Source organism: Haloprofundus salilacus (assembly GCF_020150815.1).
GTDB lineage: Archaea > Halobacteriota > Halobacteria > Halobacteriales > Haloferacaceae > Haloprofundus > Haloprofundus salilacus.
Genome location: NZ_CP083723.1, coordinates 2,782,401 through 2,808,757 on the forward strand (window position 1 = coordinate 2,782,401; position 26,357 = coordinate 2,808,757).

Consider the following 26,357-nt stretch of genomic DNA (forward strand, 5'->3'; position numbering starts at 1 on the left):
AGCACGGTGCATGCAACACGTGAAGGTTCCGCAGGACCGCATCGGTGTCCTCATCGGTGACGGCGGCGAGACCATGCGCGAGATCGAGAGTCAGGCGGAGGTTCGCCTCGACATCGATTCCGAGTCCGGGTCGGTCGCCATCGACTCGGTCGGCGACCCCGTTACGGGCCTCGTTGCGCCGGACATCGTCCAGGCTATCGGTCGCGGATTCTCACCCGAAGCCGCGCTGTCGCTACTGAACGACGAGATGCGGATGTTCGACCTCATCGACCTCGACGAACAGACGCGAAACAAAAACGATCTCCAGCGTCAAAAAGGCCGTCTCATCGGCGAGAACGGCCGGACCCGCCAACTGATGGAGGAACTCAGCGGCGCGAACGTCGTCATCTACGGCTCGACGCTCGGCATCATCGGCCAACCCGAGGAAGTCGAAGCGGTCCGCCGTGCGGCCGGGATGCTGCTCGACGGCGCGCCCCACGGCGCGGTGTACTCGTTCCTCGAACGGAAACACAACGAACTCACCCGCGGATTCGACGTCTCCTCGGACTGAGTTCGCCGTCCGCTGCCCGCCGCTCGAAGCAGCGCACCCGGCGACCTGTCCGCTATCGACTACTTATACCCGTCTAGAACGGACAGTTCCTGTCGCCGTCGACCCCCCACCGTGTGCCGTTTTGGCATAGCATCGTTCGACAGATTTTTATAGAATCACAAACAATCCCGGAGTGATTATGTCTCAGCGACGCCGGATGGGCAATCAGCCCATGATCGTACTCTCGGAGGACAGTCAGCGAACGTCCGGAAAGGACGCGCAGTCGATGAACATCACCGCGGGCAAAGCCGTCGCGGAGTCGGTCCGCACGACGCTCGGCCCGAAAGGGATGGACAAGATGCTCGTCGACTCCTCGGGCGGCGTCGTCGTTACGAACGACGGCGTGACCATCCTCAAGGAGATGGACATCGACCACCCCGCGGCGAACATGATCGTCGAAGTCTCCGAGACGCAGGAGGACGAGGTCGGCGACGGCACCACATCCGCCGTCGTCGTCGCCGGTGAACTCCTCGACCAGGCCGAGGAGCTTCTCGACTCCGACGTCCACGCGACCACGGTCGCGCAGGGCTACCGGCAGGCCGCCGAGAAAGCCAAGGAGATTCTGAACGAGCAGGCCATCGATGTCTCCGAGGACGACCGCGAAACGCTCGTCAAGATCGCCGCGACGGCGATGACGGGTAAGGGCGCAGAGAGCGCCAAAGACCAGCTCGCCGAGCTCGTCGTCGACGCGGTTCTCGCCGTCGCGGACGAGGACGACATCGACACCGAGAACGTCAGCGTCGAGAAGGTCGTCGGCGGCGCCATCGACAACTCCGAACTCGTCGAGGGCGTCATCGTCGACAAGGAGCGCGTCAACGAAAACATGCCGTACGCGGTCGAAGACGCCAACGTGGCGCTGTTCGACGGCGCGCTCGAAGTGAAGGAGACCGAAATCGACGCCGAGGTCAACGTCACCGACCCCGACCAGCTCCAGCAGTTCCTCGACCAGGAAGAGAAACAGCTGCGCCAGATGGTCGACAAGCTCGTCGACGTCGGTGCCGACGTCGTCTTCGTCGGCGACGGCATCGACGACATGGCCCAGCATTACCTCGCCAAGGAAGGCATCCTCGCCGTGCGCCGCGCCAAGAGCGGCGACCTCAAACGCCTCGCCCGCGCGACGGGCGGCCGCGTTGTCTCCAGCATCGACGACATCGAGGCCGAGGACCTCGGCTTCGCCGGCTCTGTCGCCCAGAAGGACGTCGGCGGCGACGAGCGCATCTTCGTCGAGGACGTCGAAGAGGCCAAGTCCGTGACGCTCATCCTCCGCGGCGGCACCGAGCACGTCGTCGACGAGGTCGAGCGCGCTATCGAGGACTCCCTCGGCGTCGTCCGCACGACGCTGCAGGACGGCAAAGTGCTGCCCGGCGGCGGTGCACCCGAGACTGAGCTCGCGCTGCAGCTCCGCGACTTCGCCGACTCCGTCGGCGGTCGCGAGCAGCTCGCCATCGAGGCGTTCGCCGACGCGCTGGAAGTCATCCCGCGCACGCTCGCCGAGAACGCGGGTCTCGACTCCATCGACTCGCTCGTCGACCTCCGCTCGCGCCACGACGGCGGCGAGTTCGGCGCGGGTCTCGATGCGTACACCGGCGACGTCATCGACATGAACGAGGAGGGCGTCGTCGAGCCCCTCCGCGTGAAGACGCAGGCCATCGAGTCCGCCACCGAGGCGGCCGTGATGATCCTCCGCATCGACGACGTCATCGCGGCGGGCGACCTCCGCGCGTCCACCGACGACGGCGACGACGAGATGCCGCCGGGCGGCGGCGGCATGGGCGGTATGGGCGGCATGGGCGGTATGGGCGGCGCGATGTGAAGATAGGGCAAATCACATCCGCACCCCACCGCAACCGCTTCGCACCGCTTTCGACCGTCGGCCCGTTCGCCGACTCCGATTTTCTTTCGCACGTAACCGACCGACAGTGGCGCGGCTCTGTCGGCTGCACACCGCGTCGAACTCGTCGCCAACACCGTCCCAAATCTGTCTTTGGAGCTGAATTTAGTCATTTTAATGTAAAGCGATCTTCGAATGACTGTCGACTATACCTCTATTTATTCAGATTTGACTAGTGAGAGAATTTATCACACGATTCGACATACGGATTCAGTATGTGCCAAGAAGAAAACGAAAGGTCGAAGGGCTACGGTTCGGGTGACGCGGTGGAGCGGACGGCGTCCGACTCCGATGGCGTTGGGCGACGAGCGTTTCTCGCTGCCGGTGCGGCGGCCGCCGGCCTCGCGCCCGACATCGCGCGGGCGAACCGCACACCGGTGGTAAACGACGTACAGCAGACGAACCAGACGCTCGAATCGCCGGACGGAAGCGTTCGGGTGCGATTCTCGGTCGGCGGCGGGCGGCCGCGGTACGCGGTCCAGTACGAGGATCGGCAGGTGATTCGGCCGTCGCCGCTCGGATTCCAGTTCCGGGATGTCCCGTCGATGACGGACGGCTTTGCCATCTCCGGCGTCGAGCGAAACGGCGCGGACGAGACGTGGGAGCCGGTGTGGGGGACGAAGTCGGAGATACGCGACAACTACAACGAACTCATCGTCGGCCTGCAGGAATCGTCGTCGCCGGGGCGGTCGCTGACGCTCGTCTTCCGCGCCTACGACGACGGCGTCGGCTTCCGGTACGTGCTGCCCGAACAGGAGAACCTCGGCGAGTTCGCCATCACGAACGAGACGACTGGCTTCCGCTTCGCGGGTGACTACACGACGTGGTGGATTCCGGACGACTACGACAACTACGAGTACCTCTACGAGGAGACGCCGCTGAGCGAGATTTCGGCGCGCGAAGACGCCGGACAGAACGTCTCGCCCATGGACGGCGTCTCGACGCCGGTGACGATGCGGACGCCCAACGGGATTCACCTGAGCGTCCACGAGGCGGCGCTGACCGACTACGCGGGGATGACGCTCACGCGCGCCGACGGGAAGCCGACGGCCTTCGAGTCGACGCTTGTCCCGTGGCCCGACGGCGCGAAGGTGAAAGCCGAGACGCCGCACGCCTCGCCGTGGCGGACGATTCAGTTGGCGAGTGAACCCGGCGAGCTCGTCGAATCCGACCTCGTCGTTAACCTCAACGAGCCGAACGCGCTGGACGACGTCTCGTGGATCGAACCTCAGAAGTACATGGGCATCTGGTGGGAGCTCCACGTCGGGAAGACAAGGTGGGCACCCGGTCCGGACGTCGGCGCGACCACCGAAAACGCCAAGCGGTACATCGACTTCGCGAGCGCCCACGGCATTCCTTCACTCTTGGTCGAGGGGTGGAACGTCGGCTGGGGCACGTTCGAGCAGTGGAGCAACCCGCCGCGGACGTTCAACTTCACGCAGTCGACGAAGTACTACGACCTCGAAGAAGTCGTCCAGTACGGAAAACAGCAAGAGCCGCCCGTCGACATCGTGATGCACAACGAGACCGGCGGCGGCGTCGGCAACTACGAGCGCCAACTTGACGAAGCGTTCGACCTGTATCAGGAACTCGGCATCCCGGCCATCAAGTCGGGCTACGTCAGCGAGGAGGGCGTCGACCTCGAGGGCGAGCGCTACCACCACCACGGCCAGCGGATGGTCAACCACTACCGGCTGGTGACGCGGAAAGCCGCCGAACACGAAATCATGCTCAACGTCCACGAACCCATCAAACCGACGGGCGTCCGGCGGACGTATCCGAACCTCATGACCCGCGAGGGGGTTTCGGGCCTCGAGTACGAAAACTTCCGCGAGGAGGGGAACCCGCCGGCGCACACCGTGACGATTCCATTCACCCGGATGCTCGGCGGACCGCTCGACTACACGCCGGGCATCTTCGACCTCACCTACCCCGAGTACGGCGACACCCGGGTCCACGACACCCGCGCCCGGCAACTCGCGCTCTACCCGATGCTGTTCAGCGGCCTCCAGATGGTCGCGGACCTTCCCGAGAACTACGACGACCTCGACGTCTTCGAGTTCATCGAGGAGGTACCAGCGGCATGGGACGACACCGTCGTCGTCGACGCCGAAATCGGCGAGTACGCGACCATCGCTCGCCGCTCGGGCGACGTCTGGTACGTCGGCACCGGCACGAACGAGACCCCGCGCACAGTCTCAGTCTCCTTGGACTTCCTCGACGACGGCGAGTACGTCGCGACCACGTATACCGACGGTCCCGAGGCTGACCTCGAAACGAACCCGACACCGGTCGAGATTCGGCGCTTCCGCGTCACCGCCGACGACGCGGTTCCGGCGTCGATGGTCGCAGGCGGCGGCCAGGCGATTCGACTCGTCCCAATTGGGCAGGTCGAGGACGACGGACAGACACCGTCGCTCGCCGCCCCCGACTACGAGTACGACACCCTGTTGGTACCGTACGGCGTCGCCGCGGGCGACCCCTTCACCGTGAGCGTCGAGGTAACCAACCCCGGCACCGTCGTCGGCGGCACGCGACTGGCGCTCTACGTCGACGGCGAGACCGTCGCATCGAAGTTCGTCCGTGTCGGCGCAGGCGAAGAGACCCAGTTCGACTTCCCGCTCCGGCTCGGCGACGTCGGCGACCACGAACTCGGCGTCGGCCCGGTCGACGAGGGACCGACGCTGTCGAAGCCGACGGCGGTCGAACGGCCCTCGGCGGAGTTCCGGATGTTCGACTACAGTGGCTTCTCGGTCCCGGAGGAGGCCGAGGTAGGGACACCGGTCGAGATTCCGGTGACGGTGCGGAATACCGGCGATGAACTCAGCGTGCAGGTGCTCCGACTCACCGTCGACAACGAGGTCGTGGAAGCCCAGAGTCTGACGCTCGAACCGGGTCAGAAAGTGGACCTGACGTTCGACCACGCCTTCGAGGTGGCCGGAACGTACGAGGTCGCGCTGGAGAATCTCGAAGCGCAGCAGGTGACCGTCGAGTGAGCGGAGGTGGCACGTTCTCGAGACGAGCAACAGTTCTTCTCGGGTCGGGCGGTCCGCCGCTTCGTCGAGAGTGACGACACCGCCGTCAGCGACGTCACTCGAGGCGACACCACTCGACGCACGGTACCCGGAGTGCCGACCGCGTGAGTACCGCTTCCAAATACTAGCCCAACCGACAACGTCCCTTTCTGCCCAAGAAGACACGGGTGATTTTCATGTCCAAGAATCGGCGCGCGTTCGTTCGCGGCATCGGTACGACGCTCCTCGTGGCGGGAGTCGCCGGCTGTACCGACACAGGAGGAGAGACCGACGGCGGAGACGACCAAGCCCAGCAAGACGGGACCGAGACCGACGGTGCCGCGGATGCGGGCAACGAGACCGAGACGACGACCGCGGCCGAAGAAACGGGCGGCAACGAGACCACCGGCAACGAGAACGACGTGCAAGGAACGGTCGGCGAGCTGTCCCACCAAGACCTTGTAGTAGTGCGCCACAGCTACTTCCAGCGCGACGGTCAGAGCGGCGTCGAAGGGGTGGTCCGGAACACCAGTGACACCGACTACGAACTGGTGACCGTCCACATCACGCCCCGAGCGGACGAACAGACCGAAGCCCGAAAGGACTACCCCGAACAACAGGAAAAGTACCGCGACACGCTCACAGCGGGCGCGACGTGGAAGTTTCGGGTCGTCTTCGAAGATCCCGAGGTGCAGAGTCCCGACAGCTACGGCGTCTGGGTGACGGGCCAAGAAGCGTCGTTACTCCGATTCCAGAAACGGGAGCACGTCGGCGTTCGGACGGCTTTCGGAGACCGAGCGTTTCAGGTTTCGGGACTCTGCGCGGCTAGTTCTTCGAGCGCAGCGGCCATCTCGTCGTCGTCGTCGAGGGCTTCGAGTCTCTCCAGCGCGTGCTGCTCGTCCGAACGGTTCGCCGCTAGCGCGTCGGTCGCCTCCTCCGGAAGGTCTAGCGCCTCCGCGAGTCCGAGCAGGCGGTCATACAGTCGGAGTTCGAGTTCCTCGACGGTCGCGGCGGCGTCAAGGTAGTACGGGAGTCTGAGCGCGTCGTTCAGTACGAGGTTGTTGAATCGCTCGGTTCCGTCGACGAGACCGTCCAGCATCGGCACCTCCTTCATCTCCGGCCGGCGCTCGATGGTCTCGAACACCGTCTCGATGCGGTTGACGTGGGTTCGAGTCTCTTCGCGGTGCGTCTCGAAGGCGTCGAGCAGTTCGTCGCGAATCGACGGGTCCGCCACCTCGTCGAGCGCGTCGACGTTCGCGGCGGTGGCGAGTTCGTCGAGAACGTCGACGAGTTCGGTTTCGAGGTAGTAGGCGCTCTGCAGGCGGTACGTGAACAGGTCGTGGAGCGTTTCGATGTTCATTAGTATGAGTCCGTCAGTCGTGGGTCTCTCTGAAACGATTCGGCGCGGAAACCGCGGGAGTGAGGCGTCAGAACGACCGCCAATGGTCGTACTCGTCGGCGACGACCGGCGGGTCGCGGTCGCTGTAACGCGGGCGACCGACCGCGTTGCGCTGGACGCCGTTGAGTATCGACAGTCGGAGGTCGTCCATCGTCTGGTAGGTCTGGCTGCCGGAGGTCCGAAGCACGCGCGCCAACGGGTCGCTGCCGCCGCCGGAGTACGTGACCTCCACGTCGTCGTACGCCGAACAAATCTCGTCGGTGTCGACGGGAAACGACTGGTCGCCGAGCAGGTCGAAGATGCGGTTGATATCCAGCGAACGGAGCGTTCCGGTGCTGTTTGGCTCGTCCTCCATGTCAAGCAACTATGCGGCACCGACGCGGAAGTCGCTTTGGTGGGAAGTCGGTGATACTCACTCGGAGGCGTGGGACGGTCGAATCGAACGCTCTCTCTCCGATGACAGACACCACGGGCGGACAAAAATCACATTCCGACCGTCGTGGTATGGTGTCGCGCATGACCGTAGTGAAAATCGTCAAAGTGCTCGGTACGTCGGAAGAGTCGTGGCAGGACGCCGCTGAAGAGGCGTTCAGACAGGCGAACAAGACCATCGACGACATCAGCGGCATCGAGATCAAAGACTGGACGGCCGACGTCGAGAACGACGAGATCGTCGAGTACCACGCGACGGCGGAGGTGGCGTTCCTCGTACACGACCCCGAGTAGCGAAGGTCGACCGAGCGGATTGTGAGACGGAACGGATATCCGGGGGCACGCAGCGCCGACCACCCGGACTTTCATTTACGTGCTCCAAAGCTAATGCCGAAACGAGGTTACGTTACTTGGGTTCTGTTAACACATGTTCAGTACCGACGATGCCCTTGCAGACGAACAGCGCACTCTCGACGAGCGGAGACGTGACCGGGTAGACGACACCAGGATCCGACGTCCCGTCGAGGTATCGGTATGACCGCAGAATCGCAGCCGTCGGCCGAAGGCGATCCCGGAGTCGTCACAGGCGCACCGGACCCCCCGAACGCCCAACTCGGAATCTCGAACCGGGTCGCCTCCGCGGTCGTCGGCGGGGCGCTCGTGCTGCTCGGTCTCAGGCGTCGCTCGCTCGTCGGGGCGGTGTTGGTACTCGTCGGCGGCTGGCTCCTCTACCGCGGCGGCAGCGGACAGCGCCGCCCCGGGTTGACGGGGTCAGAGTCCGTCAGTTCCGTCGGTTCCGACCGTCGGGAGCACCGAGACGGCGAAGCGTCGCCGGCTCCGATGGACGTCGAGCGCTCGACGACTGTCGGGAAGTCGGCGGACGAACTCGACGACCTGTGGCGCGACCCGGAGACACTGACCCGGGTCGTCGGCGGCGTCGCCGAGGTGAACCTCGAAGACGAAGACATGGGGCGATACCGCTGGCGAGTCGACGCTCCGCTCGGACGAACCCTGACGGGGGAGACTCGAATCGTCGAAGACTGCCCCGGCGAGTTCCTGCGCTGGGAGTCGGTCGAGAACGCAGCCGTCTCCACCGAAGGCTCCCTGCGGTTTCGGCCGGCACCCGCCGGCCGGGGAACCGAGGTGACGCTCCGCCTCCGGTTCGACCCGCCGGGCGGTCCGGTCGGCGGTACGGCGATGAACCTCCTGGGTTTCGTCCCCGAGACGCTCGCTTCCTCGGTTCTCTACCGCTTCAAGAGCCTCGCGGAGACAGGCGAGATTCCAACGCTCGAACGCAACCCCTCGGCCCGTGGGAAGGGTGATCTGGTGTGAGAGCGCTCTGCTGGGAGGGCGTCAACGACCTGCAGGTCGAGACCGTCCCCGAACCCGAACTCGTAAACCCCCGGGACGTGGTCCTCCGCGTGACGCTGTCGACGACGTGCGGTTCCGACCTCCACTTCATCGACGGCTACCTCCCGACGATGCGCGAGGGCGACGTCATCGGCCACGAATTCATGGGCGAGGTCGTCGAAGTCGGTCGCAAGGTGGAGACCGTCGAGGAGGGCGACCGCGTGGTCGTCCCCTCGTTCATCGGCTGTGGGAACTGCCACTACTGTCAGACCGACCAGTGGTCGCTCTGTGACAACACGAATCCGAACCCCGAGTTACAGGAGCCGGTGCTCGGCTACCCGACCGCCGGAATTTACGGCTACACGCACGCCTTCGGCGGCTATGCCGGGTCGCACGCCGAGTACGTCCGCGTCCCCCACGCCGACGAGGACTGCTTCGTCGTCCCCGACGAATTGAGCGACGAGCAGGCGCTTTTCGCCTCCGATGCGTGGCCGACCGGCTACATGGGCGCGGACTTCTGCGACATCGAACCCGGCGATACGGTCGCCGTCTGGGGCTGCGGCGGCGTCGGACTGATGGCTCAACAGAGCGCCGCGCTCATGGGCGCAGAGCACGTCGTCGGCATCGATCGCTTCCCCGAGCGACTGAAGATGGCTGAGCGGGACGCCGGTTCGGAGACCATCGACTACACCGATGTCGACAGCGTCGTCGACGAACTGAAGCGGCTGACCGGCGGCCGCGGTCCGGACGCCTGCATCGACGCCGTGGGGATGGAGGCGCACGGCACCGGCATCGCCCACACGTACGACCGCGCGAAGCAGTCGATGAAGCTACACACCGACCGCGGCGACGCGCTCCGGCAGGCCATCCGTGCCTGTCGCAAGGGCGGGACGCTGTCGATTCTCGGCGTCTACGGCCTGATGGACAAGTTCCCGCTCGGCGTCATCATGAACAAGGGCCTCACCGTCCGCACCGCCCAACAGCACGGCCAGCGCTATGTGCCGCAACTGTTGGACCATATCGTCGAAGACGAGATGGACCCGTCGTATCTGGCGACGCACACGATGTCGCTCGAGGATTCGCCGCGCGGCTACGAGATGTTCAAAGAGAAGGAAGACGGGTGTGTGAGGGCGGTGTTCGAGCCGTAGAAGTCCCACAGCTCGGTTATTTGTGCACGGCGGGAGCACGATGGGAGTCTCGTGAGCAGGGCGAGACGGCGAAGCCGTCTCGCTGGCCTGCGGGCGACTCGCGGGTCGCCCGCAGACGAAGCGAACGAGACTACATCGTGCGAGCGAGAACGAGCGTGGCGAGTTCGAGCGAGCACGATGGGATTCGAACCCACGACCGTCGGATTAGAAGTCCGACGCTCTATCCAGACTGAGCTACGTGCCCTCGGCTACGACGATTCGGTCCGAGCAAAAAGCGATTGTGGTTCACTGCACCGCGTGAGGGCGATACCCTCACCCGTCGAATCGGTACAGCGACGTGACGTACGGCAGTCGGTTGAACATCCAGTACGCCACCGGCAGGCCGACGATGGTCACCGCGAGGAACGCCGCGACGTTCGCCCAGAACCAACTCAGCCACCAGCCGACGAACACGAAGTACACCGCGCGGACGAACAGTGAGTGTTGACCGCGGGCCGCCTCGGGTGCCGAGCGTGAACGCGGCTCCTTGAGGCTCAAAACGGTGGGCACGAGATTCGTGAGCTTGATTCCCAGCGGCAGGAGGACGACGGTCGCCGTCAGAAACCACGCGACGTTGACGACGAGCGGGGTCGCCCACCAGCCGACGAAGACGAACCACAGCGCACGCACCACGAGAGAACGGTCACTCATACGTGAAAGAAAGCGGCGCGGGGCGAAAAGCGTGCTGGCGGTCGGCGAGAACAGCAAGCCTAAGTCCGCCGTGCAAGTATCGGGAGACGAATGAGAGTCATCGGTACTGTCGGCCTGCCCGGAAGCGGGAAGGGCGAAGCCGCGACCGTCGCCCGCGAGGAGGGGGTCCCGGTCGTGACGATGGGCGACGTCATCCGCCGGGAGTGTCGAGACCGCGGACTCGACCCCGCGCAACACCACGGCGAGATAGCGAAGGCGCTCCGCGAGGAGAACGGTCCCGACGCCATCGCGGCGCGCTCGCTCCCGCTCATCGAGGAGTACCGCAAGACGAACGAGACGGTGCTCGTCGACGGTCTCCGCTCGAATATCGAAGTCGAGCGCTTCGAGGAGGCGTTCGGCGACGAGTTCTCGCTCGTGAGCATCGAAGCGCCGTTCGAACTCCGACGAGAGCGCGTCACCGACCGCGGCCGCGACCTGGGCGAGGACGACGGCGGCGAGGGACTCCGCGCCCGCGACGAGCGCGAACTCGGCTTCGGGATGGGCGAGGCGATGGAGCGCGCCGACGTCCGCATCGAGAACACCGGTAGCTTGGAGTCGTTTCGCAAGCAGATTCGGGGGATCATCCGCGGCGGAACCGAGTCCGGCGAGAAAGGAGACGCGGACGACGCCGCGGCGGCGAGCGAGGAGGTGTCGCGGTGATCTACAGCATCGACGTTCGAATCGTCGCACCCGTCCGGGATACGGAGGTGACAGACCGCGTCGCCGACGCCGTCACGAACCTCTTTCCGAACGCCGAACTCGAATACGAACCGGGCCAGCTCGTCGCCGAGACGCACTCGCTCGACGCGTTCTCCGACCGCCTGCACGAACAGGAGATACTCGATACCGCCCGCCGCGAGTTCACGAAGCGAGGCGACGACTCCGGCTTTTCGTTCGCGCTGAAGAAGCAGGCGGCGCTGAAGGGCGTCATCAACTTCGCCGTCGGCAACCCGGACGAACTCGGCGACATCGAGGTTCACGTCACCGTCCGCGACCCGAGCGTCGACGAGTTTATCGACCACGTCGCACCGCCGACGAGAGACGGCCGACCAGTTACAGACTGATGCCGTGGCGGCGGGACAAACCGGGGCCGGCGAGCGTCCACGCGGCGGCGCTGATGACCGTTCTCGGACTGACGGCGCTCGTCACCGGACAGCCGTTTCTCTTCCCGAGCCTCGGTCCCTCCGCGTACGTGCTCGCCACCGGCATCGGCGACGACGACAGCACTCCTCGACGTGTCGTCGGCGGCCACTTCATCGGCGTCGTCGCCGGGTTGGCGACCTACCACCTGCTGGCCGACGGACTCGTCGCCACCCAACCCGTCCCTCCGTTCTCGATGGCGGGAGTCCGATTGATGACGAGCGCCACCGTCGCGGTGGGACTGACGACAGCGGCGATGCTCGCCACCGATCTCCGACATCCGCCGGCCTGTGCGACGACGCTCATCGTCGGCCTCGGACTGTTGACGAGCGTACAGGAGTCGGCCATCATCATGGTCGCGATCGTGCTGCTGTTGATCGTCCAGCAGGGGTTGCTGGCTGTCCGCCGCGCGACGGGGCCCCTGACCGTCCCCTCGGGCGAAGGCACGCCGGAAGCGTCGACGCAACAGGGTGACCGAAGCGTCACAGACGAGAGTCGGGCCGGCGGGGAAAACAACTGACTCGACAAGGCGGGAAGCGGCTAGCAAACAGTTATTACTTGACCAACATATTCTCACCCAGAGCTGGCTTTGTCGGCTCCGAGAAACTATGGACTTAGACAAATTCCTCGAAACGCACGGACCGAAAGAGGGCGGAGACACCTTCGAGCGGGAGAGTTCGAAGATGCTCGACGTCTCGCTCGACGGCAGCGTGATGGCGAAAGCCGGGGCGATGGTCGGCTACACCGGCGACATCTCGTTCGAGCGGAAGTCCGGCGGCGGACTGACGGGTATGCTGAAGAAGAAGGCGACCGGCGAGGGTACCGTGATGATGCAGGCGACGGGGACGGGCCACCTCTACCTGGCCGACCAGGGAAAGGAGGTCCAGATTCTCGAACTGGACGCCGACGACGAAATCAGCGTCAACGGCAACGACGTGCTGGCGTTCGAGGAGAGCGTGACGTGGGACATCAAGATGATGAACAGCATCGCGGGCACGTCGACCGGCGGACTGTTCAACGTCTACCTGAATGGACCGGGTAACGTCGCCATCACGACGCACGGCGAACCGCTCGTCCTCCCGACGCCGGTCAGCACCGACCCGAACGCCACGGTCGCCTGGAGCAGCAACGTCTCGCCCAGCACGAAGCGGGACCTGAACATCAAGAGCTTCCTCGGGCGATCGTCCGGGGAGACGTTCCAGCTTCACTTCGCGGGTGAAGGCGGGTTCGTCGTCGTCCAGCCGTACGAAGAGCGGTCACCGCAGGAGTGAGTCGACCGCCGGCGGCGATGGTCGGCGACGACACCGATGCCGTCGGCGTCGTAGAAACCCTCAGGGGACGAGCAGCACCGTGACCGCTGCGCCGATGAAGACGATTTTCAGTGTGGTGTTGACGACGACTACCTTCGAGCCGAAACTCGCCCCCCAGATACCGTACTGAAAGGGGATAGAGCGCTTGAACGTCGAGACGGCGAAGGAGACGATACCGCCGAGGAGCATCGTCGCGACGGCCTGTCGCGGTGTGAACACCGTGCCGATCTGCGGCGCGATTGTCACCGCGCCCGTCGTCGTGTCGAAGGCGAAGACGGCGATGACCGGGACGGCCGCACCGGGGAGACCGACCAGCGTCGCCAGCGGGTCCGCGACGCTCGTCAGCGCCTGGAGCGAGTTCGTCTCCACGAGCAGCGTGACGAGCGCGTAGACGACCGCGAGACGAGGGACGATTCTGCGCAGTTGCTTCCACGTGCTCCGCGCCGCGTCGCGGAGTTTCTCATCCGTCGACTGCGTTTCCCGATCGGGTGCGTCGACGTCGTCGGGGGCGGACGCGGGGTTCACGTTGCGCTCCGACAGCAGCAGTGCACCCGCCAGAATTCCGACGAGCGTGATACCGAGCGCGATGGCCGCCCGCGCGCCGACGTACATGAGGCCGACGCGAAGGCCCAAAATGGGAATCAGCACCGGCGCGTAGAAGGTGAAGATGTGCTGGACGAAGCCGAAGAACGTGTTGATGGTGACGGCGACGAGCGTCGCGCGGTCGTCGAGCATCCCCGAGTCGCGGAACTCCGCGAGCATCCCGTACCCGGCCGTCGTGGACGCGGTGGTCGTCAGAATCGCCGTCCCCACTTCTCGGGGCAAGTTCGCGGGTTTCGTCAGCGGGTACGCCAGCACCGTGATGTAGCGCACCGCGCCGAAGGCGACGGCGAGGTTGGCGAGGAAGACGCCGACACCGATGGCGACGGTGATGGTCGCGACGCGGGAGGCGACTTCGGCGAAAAACGACGGGTCGAGCGCCTGCACGACGGACTGCACGGGCGGAGGTGGGGACCGTGCGGGCAAATGCGCGTCGGTCGGCGGTCGAGCAGACGGTCGTCGCCCGCGGACTCAGCAGTAGACGGAGATGGTGTCGCCGTCGGCGCGCCGTGCGTCGGCGGCGGTGACGACGTAGCGCGCGTTCGTCCCGCCGTCGGCCTCTTCGACGACCGTTTCGTTCCCTTCGCGCTGTTGCGACGAGTACCAGTACGGATGCGTCACCTCGACGTGGACGCCGTCGGCGGTCCGGTCGGTCACCGTCGCTTCTTTGTTCGTAACCGTCGCCGTCGTCCCCCAATCAGTCACGCAGGACGCGTCTTCGAGTTGTTCGGTGATGTACGCCCCTTCGGCTTCGAGCGCGCGTTCTTCCGCCTCCTCGTCGGAGACGACGGACGCCGGTATCGCCGTCGGTTCGGGTGTCGGAGTCGACTCGTTCGAGGCTTTGTCGACCGATTCCACCGGCGTTGTCTGCACACAGCCTGCGGTTCCAAGGCCGAAGGCGACGCCGCAGAGACGGAGGATACGACGTCGAGAGCGAGCGGAGGACATTAGAGGAGAAGTTCGGCAGTTCGACAAGTGCTTTGTGTTGCTGCAGCGACACCCGCTGCGGCGGTACGCAGGGAACCGACCGAGTTACACGAGCAACCGGACGACGCCGAACAGCACGAGCACGCCGAGCACGTCGCACGTGTTGGTGACGACGGGAATCACCACGTCGTCCGGGTCGAGTTCGAGGCGGTAGGCGGCGTACGTCGCCACCAGCGTGACGACGATGGCGAGGAGCGCGAGCACGGCGCCGCTGACGGCGGCGACGGCCACGACGGTCAGAAAGCCGAGCGCCGTCCCCGCGAGGAACGTCTGAATCAGCCACGCGCCCGCGCCGACGAGCGGAAACAGCGTCAGCGAGAGCGCGACGGTCGCGACGGCGTTGCCCAACAGCAAGTCGTCGTCGGGAGCGAAGTCGAGCAGGCCGAGGTGAAAGGCCGTCGAGAGGCGGGCCGCGAGGATGCTCCCCAGATTCCCGGCCATCCCGATGGTGACCGGGACGAGCACGAGAAGCGACGGATACCGCAGCAGCGTCGACTGGAACGTGTCGAGAACGAGACCGCTGGCGAGTTCGACCGTCGTCAACGCGAGGAGGACGGGAAGCATCGTCCGCATGATGCCGCGGACGCTCCACTGCGTCTCTGTCACTCAGCCACCCCCCAGCGCGAGGACGACGCGGGCGGCGAACAGCATCGTCGCCATCCCGACGACGTCGCCGGTGGTCGTGACCACGGGACCCGCGAGCGTGTCGGGGTTCAATCCCCGCCGGTAGCCGTAGAAGACGACGCTCAGCACCGTAACGGTGAGAAGCAGGCCGGAGACAACACCGGCGATGATGGCGATGCCGACGAGCGTCCAGAGCGTCGCGACGGGTCGCCCGAGGACGACCAACACGGCGTACGCGAGCGCCGCCGCAAAGACGCTGACGAGCACGCCGTTAGCGAGCGCGGCGGCGACGGCGTTGCGGATGCGTCGGTCCGAGAGCGTGAAGTACGGTTCGACGAGACCCTGGTGGAGCGCGGAGGCGAGGCGCGCGCCGAGCGACCCGTAGACGTTGCCGCGCGTCGCCAACAGCGCCGGAACGAGGACGATGAGACCCGCGACGCGTTTGAGTTCTGACTCCATCCCGCCGAGGACGACGCCCGCAAAGAGTCCGCCGCCGGCGCTCAAAAGGAGCACCGGCAGCGCCTCTCGGTACGCCTCCGTGACGACGTCGCGGACGGACATACGACGACAGACGCGCGGCGACGGTAAAAGTCGGGCGGACGTGAGTGTACGGAACAGGCACGTGTCGCGCTACCATTGATCAAACTACGTAGGGGATGACCGCTCGTCGTCGTCGCCGCCGACGAGAACGAGGACGCCGGTCAGCGCTGCGGCGGCAGCCATCGAGACGGCAAGCGCGGTGAACGCCACGCCGAAGTTGAACGTATCGGAGAGGATTCCGACGACCGCGGGAGCGAGCGCCCCCGCGCCCATCAGCAGTGTCCGCACTGCGCCGAGCCCGCCGCCCGCGACGCTGTCGGGGATGACTGCGACGAGGTACGCGCCCCGCACCGGTCGAAAACCGTGCGATCCGAGACCGAACGCGACGACGACGGCCCCGAGGACGAGGAAACCCGCTTCGCCGACGGCGACGAGCGCGGCGAGCGCGACCGCGGCGAGACCGAGCGTGAAGCCGATGATGGGGAGTCGGCCGACTCGGTCGCTGGCCTCGCCGGTGAGCAACTGGACGAGGCTGACGACGAACAGCACGCTGTAGATACCGCTGGCGGCGACGGCCGAGAGACCGGCGCTTCGTTCGAGATACAGCGGGAGAAACGCGACGGCCCCGTTGTACGCGAATGAGAAACAGACGGTGACGAGCACGAAAATCGCAAAGCGCGGCCGACGGAACAGCTCGACGTACTCACGGAGGCCAGCGCTCCCGTCGGCGGCGACGTTTCGGCTGTCGGGGACGCGCTTCGGAACGCGGAGCGCGAACGCCCCCGCGAGAACGACGCCGACGCCGCCGCCGACGAGAAACACCGCGTGCCAGTCGGCACGGGCGCTCAGCACGACGACGGCGGCGGGAGCCGCGACGCCGCCGAACGCGCCCAGCGTGTCGAGAAAGCCGAGCGCCCGACCGGTCTGCGCGGGGTACACCTGCGAGAGCAGGCGGACGGCGACGGTCTTGTGGACGCCGGTGCCGATGCCGACGAGCAGCATCGCGGCGACGACGAGCGCGAAGGGGACAGATGGAACCAACGCGAGTGCACCGATGGCGGCGACGACGGCCCCGACGGTGATGACCGTCACCGCGCCGACGTGGTCGGCGAGCGCGCCCGACGGAAACTGCATCAGCGCGTAGACGAGCATCAGCGCGGTGAACGCCGTGCCGACGACGGCGTTCGAGACGCCGTACTCGGTCTGAAATGTCCCGAACAGCGGCGGGAAGGCGTACCGAAGGAACTTCGCGAGAAACCAGATGAGCGCCGTCAGAACGAGCGCGTCGAAGCGAGCGAGCGAACGAAGACGGCGAGACATTCACGCTGGGGTTGTCGGCGAGCGCCAAAAGGAAACGGAAAGCGGCGGTTCATGGAGCAGTCGGCGTCGGAAGCTCGATCGGAACCGACCCGACGATGCCAAAAGTCGTGTCGTCGCTGTCGAACCGAGGATCCAGGAGAAATGGTTATCTGTATTCCATATCACACTCGCGTATGGACAGAACATCGGTCGCGCTCGGAGGCGTCGTCAGCGCCGTCGCGTCGATCATCGCCGTCGTCCTGTACGGGCCACAGGCCGCCGCACCGTGGGGTCTCCTCGCGGGAGCGGTCGTCGCGCTCCGCGCCCGCGACGCGACCGACGGCCTCTTCGACGGCGCGCTCGCCGGTCTCGTCGGCGCGGTCGGGGCCGTTCTCGCGGTCGTCGGCTTCTACGCCGTCGAAGTGTACCTACTCGTCGGCAGTGCCGAAGCCGCCGGGAACGTCGGGGCGTACTTCTCGGTTCCGAGCGTCGTGATGCTGGTTCCGTCGTTCGCGCTCGGCGGGATGCTCGCCGGCGCACTCGGCGTTGTTGTTCGAGATCGAGTCGGAGCGCGCGCCGGCGCGTGAAAGAAGTCTCTGGCGCTCAGAACGGGCCGAAGCCGCCCATGCCGCCGCCACCGCCGCCCTGCTTCTCCATCTTCTTCATCATCCGCTGCATGTCGCCGTCGCCCATCCCCTGGAACTGCTTGAGCGTCTGCTCCATCATCTTGTGCTGTTCGAGCAGTTCGCGCACGGTCTCCTCGTCCCTGCCGCTGCCGCGAGAGATGCGGCGGACCTGACTCGCGCCGACGCTCCGGGGGTTCTCCATCTCGGACTCAGTCATCGAGTCCATGATGATCTCGAAGCTCCGCATACGGTTCTGGGTGACGTCCATCGCGTCGTCGGGCAGTTGGTCCATCAACCCGCCGCCGAGACCGGGAATCATGTCCATGATCTGGTCGAGCGGTCCCATCTTGTTCATCGCCTCCATCTGCTTCTGCATGTCCTTGAGGGTGAACGACCCCTTCATGATGTCCTCGGGGTCCCAGTCGTCGTCCTCGGCCTGGGTTTCGGACATCGCGCGCTCGACGCGCTCGGAGAGCTGTTTGAGGTCGCCCATCCCCAAGAGTCGGGAGATGAAGCCGTTCGGCTCGAAGCGCTCGATGTCCTGGACCGTCTCGCCCGTCCCGAGGAAGGCGATGGAGGAGTCCGTCTCGTTGACGGCGGTCAGCGCGCCACCACCTTTCGCCGTCCCGTCGAGTTTCGTGATGACGACGCCGTCGATGCCGATGGCCTCCTCGAACTGGCGGGCCTGCTCCTTCGCGCCCTGCCCGATGGCCGCGTCGAACACGAGGAGGCTCAGGTCGGGGGCGACGAGGTCCTCTATCTCTTCGATTTCGGCGATGAGTTCGTCTTCGAGACCGTGGCGGCCGGCGGTGTCGACGATGTGGACGTCGGCGTCCTCGGTCGCTTCGAGTCCCTCGCGGGCGATGGCGACGGGGTCGGACTCGTCGGGGTCGCCGTAGAACTCTACCTCCGCGCGTTCACACATCTGCTTGGCCTGGTCGTACGCGCCGGGGCGGAACGTGTCGGTCTGGATGACCGCCGGTCGCAGCCCCTTCTTCGAGAACCACCACGCCATCTTCGCTGCGGAGGTGGTCTTCCCTGACCCCTGCAGCCCCGCCAGCAGGATGGTCTGCGGCTCCAGCGGAATCTCCGTGGACTCGCCGACGATGGCGACCATCTCCTCGTAGACGATTTTGAGAACGTGGTCGCGCGCGGAGGTTCCCCCCGGCGGTTCCTCCTCCAGCGCGCGGGTCTTGATGCTGTCCGACAGCTCCATCACGAGCGAGACGTCGACGTCGGCCTGGAGGAGTGAGCGCTGTATTTCCCTAACGACTGCCTCCACGTCCTCCTCGCTGAGGCGAGTCTTCCCTTGCAGCGTCTCCAACGTGCCGCGAAGGGAGCTTCCGAGATTGTCGAGTACCATTTGCCAAGAGTACGCCACCGAACCGGTAAAGGCTTTATTCGTCGCGGTGGCGGTCGACGCCACCTCGATCGAGTCAGGGCAGCGTGGAAAAACTCACGTCAACTGACTCGAACCGAGATTTATCCCCGCAGGCGATGCCTACATTCTCATGACCAACGACGAAGGCGAGGGACGCGAAGTGGCCGACGACGACCAGCCGACCGACGCGGGTGCGACGCGCGACGAGGGACAGTCGCCCACTGGCGACAGCACGACTGGGTGGGAGGAGGCCGGTCGGATGGAACTCAACCCGGACGCCTTCCTCGAAGCCGAGGACGGGTACGCCATCGAATGTCCTGAGTGCGGGTCGCAGACGCCGCTGATGCGGGTCGTCGAAACCGGCCGATGCGACGGTTACCGCGGTGACACCGTCCAGTGTAGCGCGCTCTTGCGCGTCGAACTCGCGTGGAAGTCCGAGGGCGAACCGGAATGAGACGGGCGGGTCGGGTCGAACCACTCCGGTGCGGCGGCGGCCCGCCGGCTCAGACGATCACCACGCGAACGTTGTCGACGAAGTGAGTTGCGTCGGCCTCCCAGACGACGGCCACGCCGACCGCGAGATACAGCCTGTCGGTCCGGAGGTGCTCCGGGGACCACTCGAAACCGTAGTCGTGCCAGCCGGCGGTCTGGTGGAGCGGTTCGCGGAGACCGCCGCCGGTCGGCGCGCCGGTCTCGCCGGGGGCGGGAAAGTCCTCCTCGCGAGTCGGCTCCTCCGGACCGAGGTACAGAGTGAGGTTTCGGAGCGTGTTGAAGCTCTCAGATTCGCTCCACGCGTTGACCGAGACGCGGAACGTCTCCGTTCGCTCGGCGTCGAGTTCGACGGGGCGGACAGCCCACGCCACACCGTCATCGTGGTCGCCTTCGGTGAAGATGCGGAGGCTCCAGTCGCCCCCGTCGGCCCGCTCGTCGGATCGCTCGACCGTCCACTCGAACTCATCGACCGACACCTCCGAGCCAATCGCCGCCCGCGTCTTCCAGCCGTCGAGCGGTGACTCGAACCCCTCGTCGACCAGCGGCCCGTCCGGTTCGCCGTTCGTCGGGGCGCGAAGACAGCCCGCGAGGGGGAGACCGCCCGCGATAGCCAGCGAACTGGTTTGAAGCGCGTCACGGCGAGAGAGTCTCTGCGTCACACTCGCGGCTCTCACCGGTCCGAGAAAAGAGTATCCGCCGAGTGCAGAGTCGGACGGGAGACGCGACAGTCGGAGTGAGGTGTGAAACGGAACCGCACGAGCGCGACCGGATGCCCGAGGAGCTACTCCTCGTCTTCGAGGAGGCTCGCGACGAGTTCTTCGGGGATGAACCGCTCGATGTCGTCGTACTCCTGGCCCGTTCCGAAGAAGAGAATCGGCTTCCCGGTCACGTAGGCGATGGAGATGGCCGCGCCGCCCGAGGAGTCGGCGTCGGCTTTCGTCAGAATTGCGCCGTCGATTTCGGCCGTCTCGTCGAACTTCTTCGCGCGCTGGACGGCGTCCTGTCCGGCGACCGCTTCGTCGACGAACAGCGTCATGTCCGGGCCGACGACGCGGTCTATCTTCTCCAACTGCGCCATCAGGTCGTTGGAGGTGTGGAGCCGACCGGCGGTGTCGCCGAGGACGATGTCGATGTCGTGGGCCTCGGCGTACTCGACGGCGTCGTAGATGACCGCCGCCGGGTCGCCGCCCTGCTCGTGGGAGATGAGTTTCCGGTCGAGGTTCTCGGCGTGCTTGCGGATCTGCTCGTTCGCGCCTGCTCGGTAGGTGTCGCCGTTGGCGAGCACCGTCGAGTAGCCGTGTTCTTCGAAGTACTCCGAGAGTTTGGCGATGCTCGTCGTCTTCCCGACGCCGTTGACGCCGGTGAAGATGATAGTGACCGGCTTGTCGGCCTCGGCGATGCGCTGGTCGAAGTCGAATTGGCCGACGCTGATGACGTCGAGCAGCGCGTCGTGCAGCGCCTCCTCGACGAGTTGCGCCGTCGTCTGCACCTGCTTGCGCGTGGTACCGAGCATCTTCTCGCGGATGGTGTCGAGCATCTGCTCGGCGACGCCCATCTCTACGTCGCTCTGCAGCAGCGCCATCTCCAGTTCCCACAGCGGTTGTTCGAGGTCCTCCTCCTCGATGATGATGCGGCCGGTAGCGAACGCCGCCGCGCGCTTCAGTCGGCCGGGACCCGACTGCTCTTCCTCCTGGTCTTCGACGACGGACTCCTCGGGAACCGGTTCGGGCGTCGACTCCGCCGACGATTCGGCGACGGTCTCGGCGGCGTCCGCCTTGGCGTCGGGATCTTTGGCGTTCTCGGCGACGGCCTGCGCCGACGGTGCGCTCTCGTCGGGGTCGGCCGTCTCGGTCGCTTCGGCGACGGTGTTGGCGTGCACCTGTTGCGGCGAAGTCGGGTCCGGTTCCGACGCTTCGGAAGCACCGCTCCCGGCGGAATTCGCCTCGGTGTCGGCGGCGTCGACGGAATCGGCCGGTGCGGCGGTGTCGGCTTCGGTCGCGTCCGTCGCGGCCGCATCGGCCGTCTCGGCGTCGACCCCTTCGGCCTCGGCTTTCTCCTCGGCGGTCTCCTCAACGTCTTTGCGGAAGCTGTTGAGCTTCTTTTTCAGTCCGTCGAACATTGGAGCTACTAGGGATTACTCGTCGTCGCTCTCCTCCTGCTGCATCTGCTGCATCTGCTGCATCTGCTGCTGCTGGAGGCGCTGTTGAAGTTGCTGGGCTTGCTGTTCGATCTCGTCGCTCTCGTCTTCGAGGTCGCGAATCTCGCCTTCGACGCCCGCGATGCGCTCGTCGACGGCGTCCTGCTTGCTTCGGAGCGCCTCGATTGCGCCGTCGCGTTCCTGCTCGGCCGCGTAGTTGCCGCCGAGGCTGACGACGACCTCGTCGATGTCCTGAACTTCCGCGCGGACGTACGCGCCGCCGCCGAGGGGCACCTGGACGGTGGAGCCGGTTTCGAGCGTCTCGAGCGCCTCGATGGCCTCGTCCATCTCGGTTTTCTCCTGTTCGAGGTCGGAGACGTCGGCTTCGAGTTCCTCTATCTCCTCGTCGATTGCCTGCAGTTCCTGCGAGAGCTGCTGGAGTTGCTGCTGACCGCCGCCGCCGCCGCCCATCATTGTGCGGTCACCTCGTCGAGTTCGACCTGCATACGCTTGAGGCCGTGTTCGCTGCCGAAGCGCGAGAGGGCGTACTCGCGGGCGACGTTCTCGTTTGTGGCTTCGATATTCTTCGTAAACGTCCGATAGCCGTCGCGGCTTCGGAAGCGGCCGCGTACAGTAAACTGACTCATGGAAAAGCGTGGGGTAGCGAGCCGGAAGTATCTTCCTACTCGGCGAGTCGAGCGGGCGGTGGAACTGGGAGACGCGGCCGCCAAAATTCGATGAGCCTCAGTCGATGTAACCGAGCGTCTCCTCGATGCGGCCCAGTTCCGGCCCGGTCGTCTCCTCGCCGACGACGTAGCTTTCGTCGTTGGCGACGAGTCCGGAGCCGACCAGCGGCGCGCCGTAGTTGACCGTGCCGATGTCGGCGTACACGTCGAGGTGTTCTTCGAGCGCCTCCAGTTCCGGTTCCCGGGATTTTGGGTGACAGAGGACGCCGGTGTTGTTGGCGACCGCTGCGGTGCCGATGGTGCGAACGTCGCCGAGGTCGCCGCGCTCGACCGGGACCGAAAGCGCCTCCTCGACGGCGGTAACGGCCTCGTCGTCGAGGTCGGGGTGGACCCACGCGCCGTAGTCGTTGGCCAGAACGACGTTTCCGGCGGCGTTGATGCGTCCCGGCAGCGGGACGACCGGCAGGTCGGTGGCGTCGGCGATGCGCTCGCGTTCGCGGTCGGTGGCACGACCTGAGACGAGAATCCCGTTCTCGTTGCCCATCGACAGCGCACCGACGGTTCCCGACCCGCCGACTGTAGTCGGCACTGCGGGGACGTCGAACTCGTCGGCCAGCGAGGAGACGAGTTCGTCGTCGGCGTCCGGGCGGACGAGCAGGCAGTCGTTCGTCGCACGGGTGAAGACGCCGACGTACGACGACCCTGCGAAGGAGGCGCGGAGCACCGTTTACTCTGCCGGTTCGGCTTCGACGACGGCCTCGCCGTCCTCGTCGAACCGTGCGGCGCGGACGCGAAGCTTACGCGGCGGGTTCTGGCGACCCTCCGCCCAGACAGCCTCGTTAAGCGAGGGTTCGAGGCGGACGGCGTCTTCGTCGACGTTGAAGTTCTTCGCGAGGTGCTGGCGGATGATGGTCATCGCGCGGTCGGCGCGCTTCTGGACGGCGACTTTCTTGACGCCGCGAAGCGGGACGGTGACGACGCGTTCTTCGAAATCACTCGCGCTCATTATTCGTCAGTGTCGCTTCGCCGCCAGTTGCGACGCTTGGGGTTCCGCGTGACTTGCATGTCCGTCTTCAGCATGACCCACGTGGGGACGCGGCTGTTCTGGCGCTCCAGTTTCGCCAGCCGCTTCTTCTTGGCTTTCGATTTTTTACTCATAGTAGCAGTGGATTCCGCTGCGCGACATAAAATCTTGTTCCTTCGCGTCGCGGCTGCGTCACCCAGTCGCACGTCCCGTCGTGACAGTCGGTCCAGCAGCCACGTTTGGGAATTCGTCGAGTACGCTGCGGGAGCCGGTCGTGAACGGCGATCCCCCGAAGTACTCTCGAATCGACCGTCGGACCGGTCTTTGTTTGTTCTCGACGGCTGCTGCGCGCGTTCGAACCATATTCGAACCGTGCCGGTAGTGCGACACAGCACCGATTTTTAAATTTATTTAAATGTAATCTAATTATTATTTTATAGGTAAGATATAAATAAAGTAGCCGAGTAACTATTGTATGGTCCCGCCGATACACTACTACCGTCGGTCGGACGAGACGAGCCTCGGTGTGGATATCGCCAGAGCTGTCGGAGAGCGGTTCCGCGTAGATCCGGCGTCGCTCCCGCCGTTGGCGAACTCGTTCGACGCCGAGGCTGCGGAGACCGTCCTCGAAAGCGAAGCCGACACCGCCGTCGTGTTCACGTATCTGGGTCACCGAATTACGGTCACGAACGAGAGCGTGATTACCATCGAATCGCCTGAAGGCGGGTCGGACAGAGGGCGCTTGACGAACGGTCACGACGTGTGATTAGCTAGCGCTCCGAACGCCGGCGCCCGGCGCCACTAGCTACATGTGACTCGGAGTCGCATCCGCCGTATGTCGCGAAATTTCCGCGGCGAAGACGAAGGAAAGCGCGTCGTCGACCACGAAGGCAACGAGGTCGGAACCATCGAACTCGTCGGCGACAACGACGAGTACGCGAACGTCGAGCGCGGAGGGAGCATCACCGAGGGCCTGATGGAGATGCTCGGGTGGGAATCGAACGACGACAGTAAACTCCACCGCGAGCACGTCAAAGAGATGAAAGGCGACGAGGTGTACCTCAAAGAACCGCAGGAACGACACGGCTAGTCGGCAGCGACGGCCGGGAATCGTCCCCGGTTCGCGTCGAAACCGCGCTCAGAGCGCGACCCGACGCACCGTCGAATACTCGGGACCGTCGGGACCGAGAACGCTCTCTTTGAGTCGAACCTGTTCGACCCGGAACGTCCCGACCGTCGGGTCCGTTTCGCGGACGACGCGTCGAACCACGTCTTTTCCGCGGGCGTCGTCCATCCGCGCGAGCGTGACGTGCGGCGTAAACTCGTGCGACTCCGGTTCGAATCCGAGAGCGGTCGTCTCCCGTTCGACGGCTTCCGCGAGGCGAGTCACGCGCTCGCCACCGCTCTCGATGCCGAGCCAGACGACGCTGATGTAGTCGATCGACGGGAAGACGCCGAGTCCGCCCACCGTCGCCTCGAACGGATCGACGCCCGCGACGTCGACGGCGGATTCGACCGCTTCTTCGATCTCGTCGAGGCGCTTCTCGTCGGTCTCGCCAAGGAACTTCAGCGTGAGGTGCGCCTGTTCCCGGTCGACGAATCGGAGTCCTGCGGCGTCGCGAAACTCGTCTTGAACGGCCGCGATGGCGTCCGCGAGCGTCGGCGGCAGGTCGATGCTGACGAACAGTCGCATACCTCGTATGCGACGACGAGCGCGTTAAGAGTCGGGGTCGAATACAAGAAGGGGAGACGAACGTTTATCCGCGGTAACGGGACCACTTCCGTCCGTGACGTAACAGGACACCGCGGGGCGGTTGAGCGGGAGCACGGCGCACCCCTCGCGGACCGAACACGTACCGAATCAGCGCGCCGTCTGTTCGCTAGGAGTTGTTTCCCGGCTTACTCGTTCCCCTACGCGCTCACTCGGCACCCAGTCCCGACTTCTCGACGCGCATGACGGCCTCGCCGTCGGGGAGGTTCGGCGCGTCGACCAGTTTGACGACGCGTTTCGGTCCCTTGGCGTTCCGAAGGTAGAGGCGGACCGAGGAGGCGTGACCGAGGATGTTGCCGCCGATGGGACGGGTCGGGTCGCCGAAGAAGGCGTCCGGATTGCTCTGAACCTGGTTCGTCACGACGACGGCTACGTTGTAGAGATGGGCGATGCGGAGCAGGTCGTGGATGTGGCGGTTGAGCTTCTGCTGACGCGCCGCGAGCGCCCCCCGGCCGAGGTACTCCGCGCGGAAGTGCGCCGTCAGCGAGTCGACGCAGAGGAGGCGAACCGGCCACTCGGTGTCTTCAGCCTCCGAAACCATCTCCTTGGCCGTCTCGGCCAGCAACATCTGGTGGTCGGAGTTGTACGCCTCCGCGACGTGGATTCGGTCGAGGACGTCACCCACGAGCGCGTCCATCGCCGAGTCGTCCCCGGGCGACCCTCCGATACCGCGACGGTCGAGTTCGGTCGCGACGGTTTCGTCGTCGAGACCGCGGACCATCTCGTCAATACGCTCGGGTCTGAACGTGTTTTCGGTGTCGACGAACAGGGCGCTGCCCTCCAGACCGCCGTGTTCGCGCGCTAGTTGGACGTTCACCGCGAGTTGGTGGGTGACCTGCGATTTGCCGACGCCGTAGCCGCCGTACATCTCGGTGATGGACTGCGTTTCGACGCCGCCGCCGAGGAGGTCGTCGACCTCGGGGACCCGCCACCGGAGTTTCCCGACTCGCTTTCGGTGCTGGAGTAACTCGACGCCGGTTTCGAATCGACCGACGTCCGCGAACTCGCGCGCGCCGCGGACGATGTCGCCGGCCGCGGTCTCGCCGATGTCGGCCGCACCCGCGATTTCGGTTGGACTCGCGACCGCCAGACTTCGGTAGGAGTCGTAGCCGGCCGTGCTCAGTTTCTCGGCCGTCGTCGGGCCGACGCCCGGGAGCCGTTCGAGGTTCGTCGCTGCCATGTAAGTGG

At 65.5% G+C, this 26,357-nt stretch carries 32 protein-coding genes and 1 tRNA gene; 14 read left to right on the forward strand and 19 right to left on the reverse strand.

The genetic code is table 11. The features are described 5' to 3' along the window. The first annotated feature begins 10 nt into the window (after window positions 1-10). From LAQ58_RS14425 to LAQ58_RS14435, 3 genes are all read left to right on the forward strand, one after another. Window positions 11-550, forward strand: coding sequence for a KH domain-containing protein (locus tag LAQ58_RS14425; RefSeq protein WP_224448143.1), 540 nt, complete (start codon window positions 11-13; stop codon window positions 548-550). Between the two features lie 211 nt (window positions 551-761). Next, entirely contained in the window at window positions 762-2,402 is a 1,641-nt protein-coding gene (gene thsA, locus LAQ58_RS14430) for a thermosome subunit alpha (RefSeq protein WP_224450179.1), read from the forward strand. A 293-nt stretch (window positions 2,403-2,695) separates the two neighbouring features. Beyond that, window positions 2,696-5,476 carry a glycoside hydrolase family 97 protein gene (locus LAQ58_RS14435; RefSeq protein WP_224448144.1) on the forward strand — a complete coding sequence of 927 codons (2,781 nt, stop codon included), beginning with the start codon at window positions 2,696-2,698 and terminating at the stop codon, window positions 5,474-5,476. A gap of 820 nt (window positions 5,477-6,296) precedes the next feature. On the opposite strand, the gene LAQ58_RS14440 is transcribed toward LAQ58_RS14435, so the two are convergent. Both LAQ58_RS14440 and LAQ58_RS14445 read right to left on the reverse strand, forming a co-directional pair. Beyond that, entirely contained in the window at window positions 6,297-6,854 is a 558-nt protein-coding gene (locus LAQ58_RS14440) for a YciE/YciF ferroxidase family protein (protein WP_224448145.1), read from the reverse strand. 67 nt (window positions 6,855-6,921) lie between these two features. Next, the gene (locus LAQ58_RS14445) at window positions 6,922-7,248 is read right to left on the reverse strand and encodes a DUF5789 family protein (RefSeq protein ID WP_224448146.1); all 327 of its coding nucleotides are present in this window, start codon (window positions 7,246-7,248) and stop codon (window positions 6,922-6,924) included. Window positions 7,249-7,409: 161 nt separating this feature from the next. Here LAQ58_RS14445 and LAQ58_RS14450 point away from each other — a divergent pair, with 161 nt between their 5' ends. From LAQ58_RS14450 to LAQ58_RS14460, 3 genes are all read left to right on the forward strand, one after another. After that, window positions 7,410-7,619 (forward strand): dodecin family protein, encoded by a 210-nt coding sequence (locus tag LAQ58_RS14450; RefSeq protein ID WP_224448147.1) that lies wholly within the window; start codon window positions 7,410-7,412, stop codon window positions 7,617-7,619. Window positions 7,620-7,859: 240 nt separating this feature from the next. Beyond that, on the forward strand, window positions 7,860-8,657 hold the full coding sequence (locus LAQ58_RS14455; protein ID WP_224448148.1) for an SRPBCC family protein: 798 nt from the start codon (window positions 7,860-7,862) through the stop codon (window positions 8,655-8,657). Then, window positions 8,654-9,823 (forward strand): zinc-dependent alcohol dehydrogenase, encoded by a 1,170-nt coding sequence (locus LAQ58_RS14460; protein ID WP_224448149.1) that lies wholly within the window; start codon window positions 8,654-8,656, stop codon window positions 9,821-9,823. Before LAQ58_RS14455 ends, LAQ58_RS14460 begins: the two co-directional genes overlap by 4 nt. Before the next feature lie 169 nt (window positions 9,824-9,992). On the opposite strand, the gene LAQ58_RS14465 is transcribed toward LAQ58_RS14460, so the two are convergent. Then, a tRNA-Arg gene (locus tag LAQ58_RS14465) sits at window positions 9,993-10,067 on the reverse strand. Window positions 10,068-10,135: 68 nt separating this feature from the next. Next, window positions 10,136-10,513, reverse strand: a complete 378-nt coding sequence (locus LAQ58_RS14470; RefSeq protein ID WP_224448150.1) for a YccF domain-containing protein — start codon at window positions 10,511-10,513, stop codon at window positions 10,136-10,138. Window positions 10,514-10,603: 90 nt separating this feature from the next. On the opposite strand from LAQ58_RS14470, the gene LAQ58_RS14475 reads away from it, so the two are divergent. The 4 genes from LAQ58_RS14475 (at window position 10,604) to LAQ58_RS14490 (ending at window position 12,963) form a co-directional block, all read left to right on the forward strand. After that, a complete protein-coding gene (locus LAQ58_RS14475) occupies window positions 10,604-11,212 on the forward strand; it encodes an AAA family ATPase (protein ID WP_224448151.1) in 609 nt (202 codons plus the stop codon). After that, complete coding sequence (locus LAQ58_RS14480; protein WP_224448152.1) at window positions 11,209-11,616, forward strand: RNA-binding domain-containing protein; 408 nt, start codon at window positions 11,209-11,211, stop codon at window positions 11,614-11,616. The genes LAQ58_RS14475 and LAQ58_RS14480 overlap by 4 nt, the downstream gene beginning before the upstream one ends. Then, on the forward strand, window positions 11,616-12,212 hold the full coding sequence (locus tag LAQ58_RS14485) for an HPP family protein (RefSeq protein WP_224448153.1): 597 nt from the start codon (window positions 11,616-11,618) through the stop codon (window positions 12,210-12,212). Before LAQ58_RS14480 ends, LAQ58_RS14485 begins: the two co-directional genes overlap by 1 nt. An 88-nt stretch (window positions 12,213-12,300) precedes the next feature. Beyond that, the gene (locus LAQ58_RS14490; protein WP_224448154.1) at window positions 12,301-12,963 is read left to right on the forward strand and encodes an AIM24 family protein; all 663 of its coding nucleotides are present in this window, start codon (window positions 12,301-12,303) and stop codon (window positions 12,961-12,963) included. Window positions 12,964-13,023: 60 nt separating this feature from the next. On the opposite strand, the gene LAQ58_RS14495 is transcribed toward LAQ58_RS14490, so the two are convergent. From LAQ58_RS14495 to LAQ58_RS14515, 5 genes are all read right to left on the reverse strand, one after another. Next, entirely contained in the window at window positions 13,024-14,001 is a 978-nt protein-coding gene (locus LAQ58_RS14495; RefSeq protein WP_224448155.1) for a nucleoside recognition protein, read from the reverse strand. 72 nt (window positions 14,002-14,073) lie between these two features. Further along, window positions 14,074-14,550: a hypothetical protein gene (locus tag LAQ58_RS14500; RefSeq protein ID WP_224448156.1), complete on the reverse strand. Its 477-nt coding sequence runs from the start codon at window positions 14,548-14,550 to the stop codon at window positions 14,074-14,076. Between the two features lie 84 nt (window positions 14,551-14,634). Continuing rightward, on the reverse strand, window positions 14,635-15,162 hold the full coding sequence (locus LAQ58_RS14505; protein WP_224450180.1) for a magnesium transporter: 528 nt from the start codon (window positions 15,160-15,162) through the stop codon (window positions 14,635-14,637). A 33-nt stretch (window positions 15,163-15,195) separates the two neighbouring features. Continuing rightward, a complete protein-coding gene (locus LAQ58_RS14510; RefSeq protein WP_224448157.1) occupies window positions 15,196-15,774 on the reverse strand; it encodes a magnesium transporter in 579 nt (192 codons plus the stop codon). A gap of 84 nt (window positions 15,775-15,858) precedes the next feature. Then, window positions 15,859-17,073, reverse strand: a complete 1,215-nt coding sequence (locus tag LAQ58_RS14515) for an MFS transporter (RefSeq protein ID WP_224448158.1) — start codon at window positions 17,071-17,073, stop codon at window positions 15,859-15,861. A gap of 173 nt (window positions 17,074-17,246) precedes the next feature. Here LAQ58_RS14515 and LAQ58_RS14520 point away from each other — a divergent pair, with 173 nt between their 5' ends. After that, on the forward strand, window positions 17,247-17,639 hold the full coding sequence (locus LAQ58_RS14520; RefSeq protein WP_224448159.1) for a hypothetical protein: 393 nt from the start codon (window positions 17,247-17,249) through the stop codon (window positions 17,637-17,639). 16 nt (window positions 17,640-17,655) lie between these two features. Here LAQ58_RS14520 and LAQ58_RS14525 read toward each other — a convergent pair whose 3' ends face one another. After that, window positions 17,656-19,041: a signal recognition particle protein Srp54 gene (locus LAQ58_RS14525; RefSeq protein WP_224448160.1), complete on the reverse strand. Its 1,386-nt coding sequence runs from the start codon at window positions 19,039-19,041 to the stop codon at window positions 17,656-17,658. A gap of 148 nt (window positions 19,042-19,189) precedes the next feature. On the opposite strand from LAQ58_RS14525, the gene LAQ58_RS14530 reads away from it, so the two are divergent. Continuing rightward, window positions 19,190-19,513, forward strand: coding sequence for a hypothetical protein (locus LAQ58_RS14530; RefSeq protein ID WP_224448161.1), 324 nt, complete (start codon window positions 19,190-19,192; stop codon window positions 19,511-19,513). Between the two features lie 49 nt (window positions 19,514-19,562). On the opposite strand, the gene LAQ58_RS14535 is transcribed toward LAQ58_RS14530, so the two are convergent. The 7 genes from LAQ58_RS14535 to LAQ58_RS14565 all read right to left on the reverse strand — a co-directional run bounded on the left by LAQ58_RS14535 (window position 19,563) and on the right by LAQ58_RS14565 (window position 23,532). Continuing rightward, a complete protein-coding gene (locus tag LAQ58_RS14535) occupies window positions 19,563-20,210 on the reverse strand; it encodes a hypothetical protein (RefSeq protein ID WP_224448162.1) in 648 nt (215 codons plus the stop codon). Between the two features lie 122 nt (window positions 20,211-20,332). Then, on the reverse strand, window positions 20,333-21,670 hold the full coding sequence (ftsY, locus tag LAQ58_RS14540) for a signal recognition particle-docking protein FtsY (protein WP_224448163.1): 1,338 nt from the start codon (window positions 21,668-21,670) through the stop codon (window positions 20,333-20,335). A gap of 15 nt (window positions 21,671-21,685) precedes the next feature. Continuing rightward, window positions 21,686-22,159, reverse strand: coding sequence for a prefoldin subunit alpha (gene pfdA, locus LAQ58_RS14545; protein WP_425490719.1), 474 nt, complete (start codon window positions 22,157-22,159; stop codon window positions 21,686-21,688). Beyond that, window positions 22,159-22,335 carry a 50S ribosomal protein L18Ae gene (gene rpl18a, locus LAQ58_RS14550; protein WP_224448165.1) on the reverse strand — a complete coding sequence of 59 codons (177 nt, stop codon included), beginning with the start codon at window positions 22,333-22,335 and terminating at the stop codon, window positions 22,159-22,161. Before rpl18a ends, pfdA begins: the two co-directional genes overlap by 1 nt. A 97-nt stretch (window positions 22,336-22,432) precedes the next feature. Continuing rightward, entirely contained in the window at window positions 22,433-23,098 is a 666-nt protein-coding gene (locus LAQ58_RS14555) for a translation initiation factor IF-6 (protein ID WP_224448166.1), read from the reverse strand. Window positions 23,099-23,101: 3 nt separating this feature from the next. Continuing rightward, window positions 23,102-23,380, reverse strand: coding sequence for a 50S ribosomal protein L31e (locus LAQ58_RS14560; RefSeq protein WP_224448167.1), 279 nt, complete (start codon window positions 23,378-23,380; stop codon window positions 23,102-23,104). Further along, window positions 23,380-23,532 carry a 50S ribosomal protein L39e gene (locus LAQ58_RS14565; protein WP_058583304.1) on the reverse strand — a complete coding sequence of 51 codons (153 nt, stop codon included), beginning with the start codon at window positions 23,530-23,532 and terminating at the stop codon, window positions 23,380-23,382. Before LAQ58_RS14565 ends, LAQ58_RS14560 begins: the two co-directional genes overlap by 1 nt. Window positions 23,533-23,873: 341 nt before the next feature. On the opposite strand from LAQ58_RS14565, the gene LAQ58_RS14570 reads away from it, so the two are divergent. Both LAQ58_RS14570 and LAQ58_RS14575 read left to right on the forward strand, forming a co-directional pair. Beyond that, entirely contained in the window at window positions 23,874-24,164 is a 291-nt protein-coding gene (locus LAQ58_RS14570) for a HalOD1 output domain-containing protein (protein WP_224448168.1), read from the forward strand. 69 nt (window positions 24,165-24,233) lie between these two features. Further along, window positions 24,234-24,488, forward strand: a complete 255-nt coding sequence (locus LAQ58_RS14575; protein ID WP_224448169.1) for a hypothetical protein — start codon at window positions 24,234-24,236, stop codon at window positions 24,486-24,488. A gap of 48 nt (window positions 24,489-24,536) precedes the next feature. Here LAQ58_RS14575 and thpR read toward each other — a convergent pair whose 3' ends face one another. Continuing rightward, a complete protein-coding gene (thpR, locus tag LAQ58_RS14580; RefSeq protein ID WP_224448170.1) occupies window positions 24,537-25,091 on the reverse strand; it encodes an RNA 2',3'-cyclic phosphodiesterase in 555 nt (184 codons plus the stop codon). A gap of 226 nt (window positions 25,092-25,317) precedes the next feature. Further along, window positions 25,318-26,349, reverse strand: coding sequence for a DNA repair and recombination protein RadA (gene radA / locus LAQ58_RS14585; protein WP_224448171.1), 1,032 nt, complete (start codon window positions 26,347-26,349; stop codon window positions 25,318-25,320). Between the last annotated feature and the right edge of the window lie 8 nt (window positions 26,350-26,357).

Excerpts from the sequence above, each read along its gene's own strand:
- LAQ58_RS14425 (WP_224448143.1), top strand. The coding sequence starts at position 11 with ATGCAACACGTGAAGGTTCCGCAGGACCGCATCGGTGTCCTCATCGGT.
- thsA (WP_224450179.1), top strand. The coding sequence starts at position 762 with ATGATCGTACTCTCGGAGGACAGTCAGCGAACGTCCGGAAAGGACGCG.
- LAQ58_RS14435 (WP_224448144.1), top strand. The coding sequence starts at position 2,696 with ATGTGCCAAGAAGAAAACGAAAGGTCGAAGGGCTACGGTTCGGGTGAC.
- LAQ58_RS14440 (WP_224448145.1), bottom strand. The coding sequence starts at position 6,854 with ATGAACATCGAAACGCTCCACGACCTGTTCACGTACCGCCTGCAGAGC.
- LAQ58_RS14445 (WP_224448146.1), bottom strand. The coding sequence starts at position 7,248 with ATGGAGGACGAGCCAAACAGCACCGGAACGCTCCGTTCGCTGGATATC.
- LAQ58_RS14450 (WP_224448147.1), top strand. The coding sequence starts at position 7,410 with ATGACCGTAGTGAAAATCGTCAAAGTGCTCGGTACGTCGGAAGAGTCG.
- LAQ58_RS14455 (WP_224448148.1), top strand. The coding sequence starts at position 7,860 with ATGACCGCAGAATCGCAGCCGTCGGCCGAAGGCGATCCCGGAGTCGTC.
- LAQ58_RS14470 (WP_224448150.1), bottom strand. The coding sequence starts at position 10,513 with ATGAGTGACCGTTCTCTCGTGGTGCGTGCGCTGTGGTTCGTCTTCGTC.
- LAQ58_RS14475 (WP_224448151.1), top strand. The coding sequence starts at position 10,604 with ATGAGAGTCATCGGTACTGTCGGCCTGCCCGGAAGCGGGAAGGGCGAA.
- LAQ58_RS14485 (WP_224448153.1), top strand. The coding sequence starts at position 11,616 with ATGCCGTGGCGGCGGGACAAACCGGGGCCGGCGAGCGTCCACGCGGCG.
- LAQ58_RS14490 (WP_224448154.1), top strand. The coding sequence starts at position 12,301 with ATGGACTTAGACAAATTCCTCGAAACGCACGGACCGAAAGAGGGCGGA.
- LAQ58_RS14500 (WP_224448156.1), bottom strand. The coding sequence starts at position 14,550 with ATGTCCTCCGCTCGCTCTCGACGTCGTATCCTCCGTCTCTGCGGCGTC.
- LAQ58_RS14505 (WP_224450180.1), bottom strand. The coding sequence starts at position 15,162 with ATGCGGACGATGCTTCCCGTCCTCCTCGCGTTGACGACGGTCGAACTC.
- LAQ58_RS14510 (WP_224448157.1), bottom strand. The coding sequence starts at position 15,774 with ATGTCCGTCCGCGACGTCGTCACGGAGGCGTACCGAGAGGCGCTGCCG.
- LAQ58_RS14515 (WP_224448158.1), bottom strand. The coding sequence starts at position 17,073 with ATGTCTCGCCGTCTTCGTTCGCTCGCTCGCTTCGACGCGCTCGTTCTG.
- LAQ58_RS14520 (WP_224448159.1), top strand. The coding sequence starts at position 17,247 with ATGGACAGAACATCGGTCGCGCTCGGAGGCGTCGTCAGCGCCGTCGCG.
- LAQ58_RS14525 (WP_224448160.1), bottom strand. The coding sequence starts at position 19,041 with ATGGTACTCGACAATCTCGGAAGCTCCCTTCGCGGCACGTTGGAGACG.
- LAQ58_RS14530 (WP_224448161.1), top strand. The coding sequence starts at position 19,190 with ATGACCAACGACGAAGGCGAGGGACGCGAAGTGGCCGACGACGACCAG.
- ftsY (WP_224448163.1), bottom strand. The coding sequence starts at position 21,670 with ATGTTCGACGGACTGAAAAAGAAGCTCAACAGCTTCCGCAAAGACGTT.
- pfdA (WP_425490719.1), bottom strand. The coding sequence starts at position 22,159 with ATGGGCGGCGGCGGCGGCGGTCAGCAGCAACTCCAGCAGCTCTCGCAG.
- rpl18a (WP_224448165.1), bottom strand. The coding sequence starts at position 22,335 with ATGAGTCAGTTTACTGTACGCGGCCGCTTCCGAAGCCGCGACGGCTAT.
- LAQ58_RS14560 (WP_224448167.1), bottom strand. The coding sequence starts at position 23,380 with ATGAGCGCGAGTGATTTCGAAGAACGCGTCGTCACCGTCCCGCTTCGC.
- LAQ58_RS14565 (WP_058583304.1), bottom strand. The coding sequence starts at position 23,532 with ATGAGTAAAAAATCGAAAGCCAAGAAGAAGCGGCTGGCGAAACTGGAG.
- LAQ58_RS14570 (WP_224448168.1), top strand. The coding sequence starts at position 23,874 with ATGGTCCCGCCGATACACTACTACCGTCGGTCGGACGAGACGAGCCTC.
- LAQ58_RS14575 (WP_224448169.1), top strand. The coding sequence starts at position 24,234 with ATGTCGCGAAATTTCCGCGGCGAAGACGAAGGAAAGCGCGTCGTCGAC.
- thpR (WP_224448170.1), bottom strand. The coding sequence starts at position 25,091 with ATGCGACTGTTCGTCAGCATCGACCTGCCGCCGACGCTCGCGGACGCC.
- radA (WP_224448171.1), bottom strand. The coding sequence starts at position 26,349 with ATGGCAGCGACGAACCTCGAACGGCTCCCGGGCGTCGGCCCGACGACG.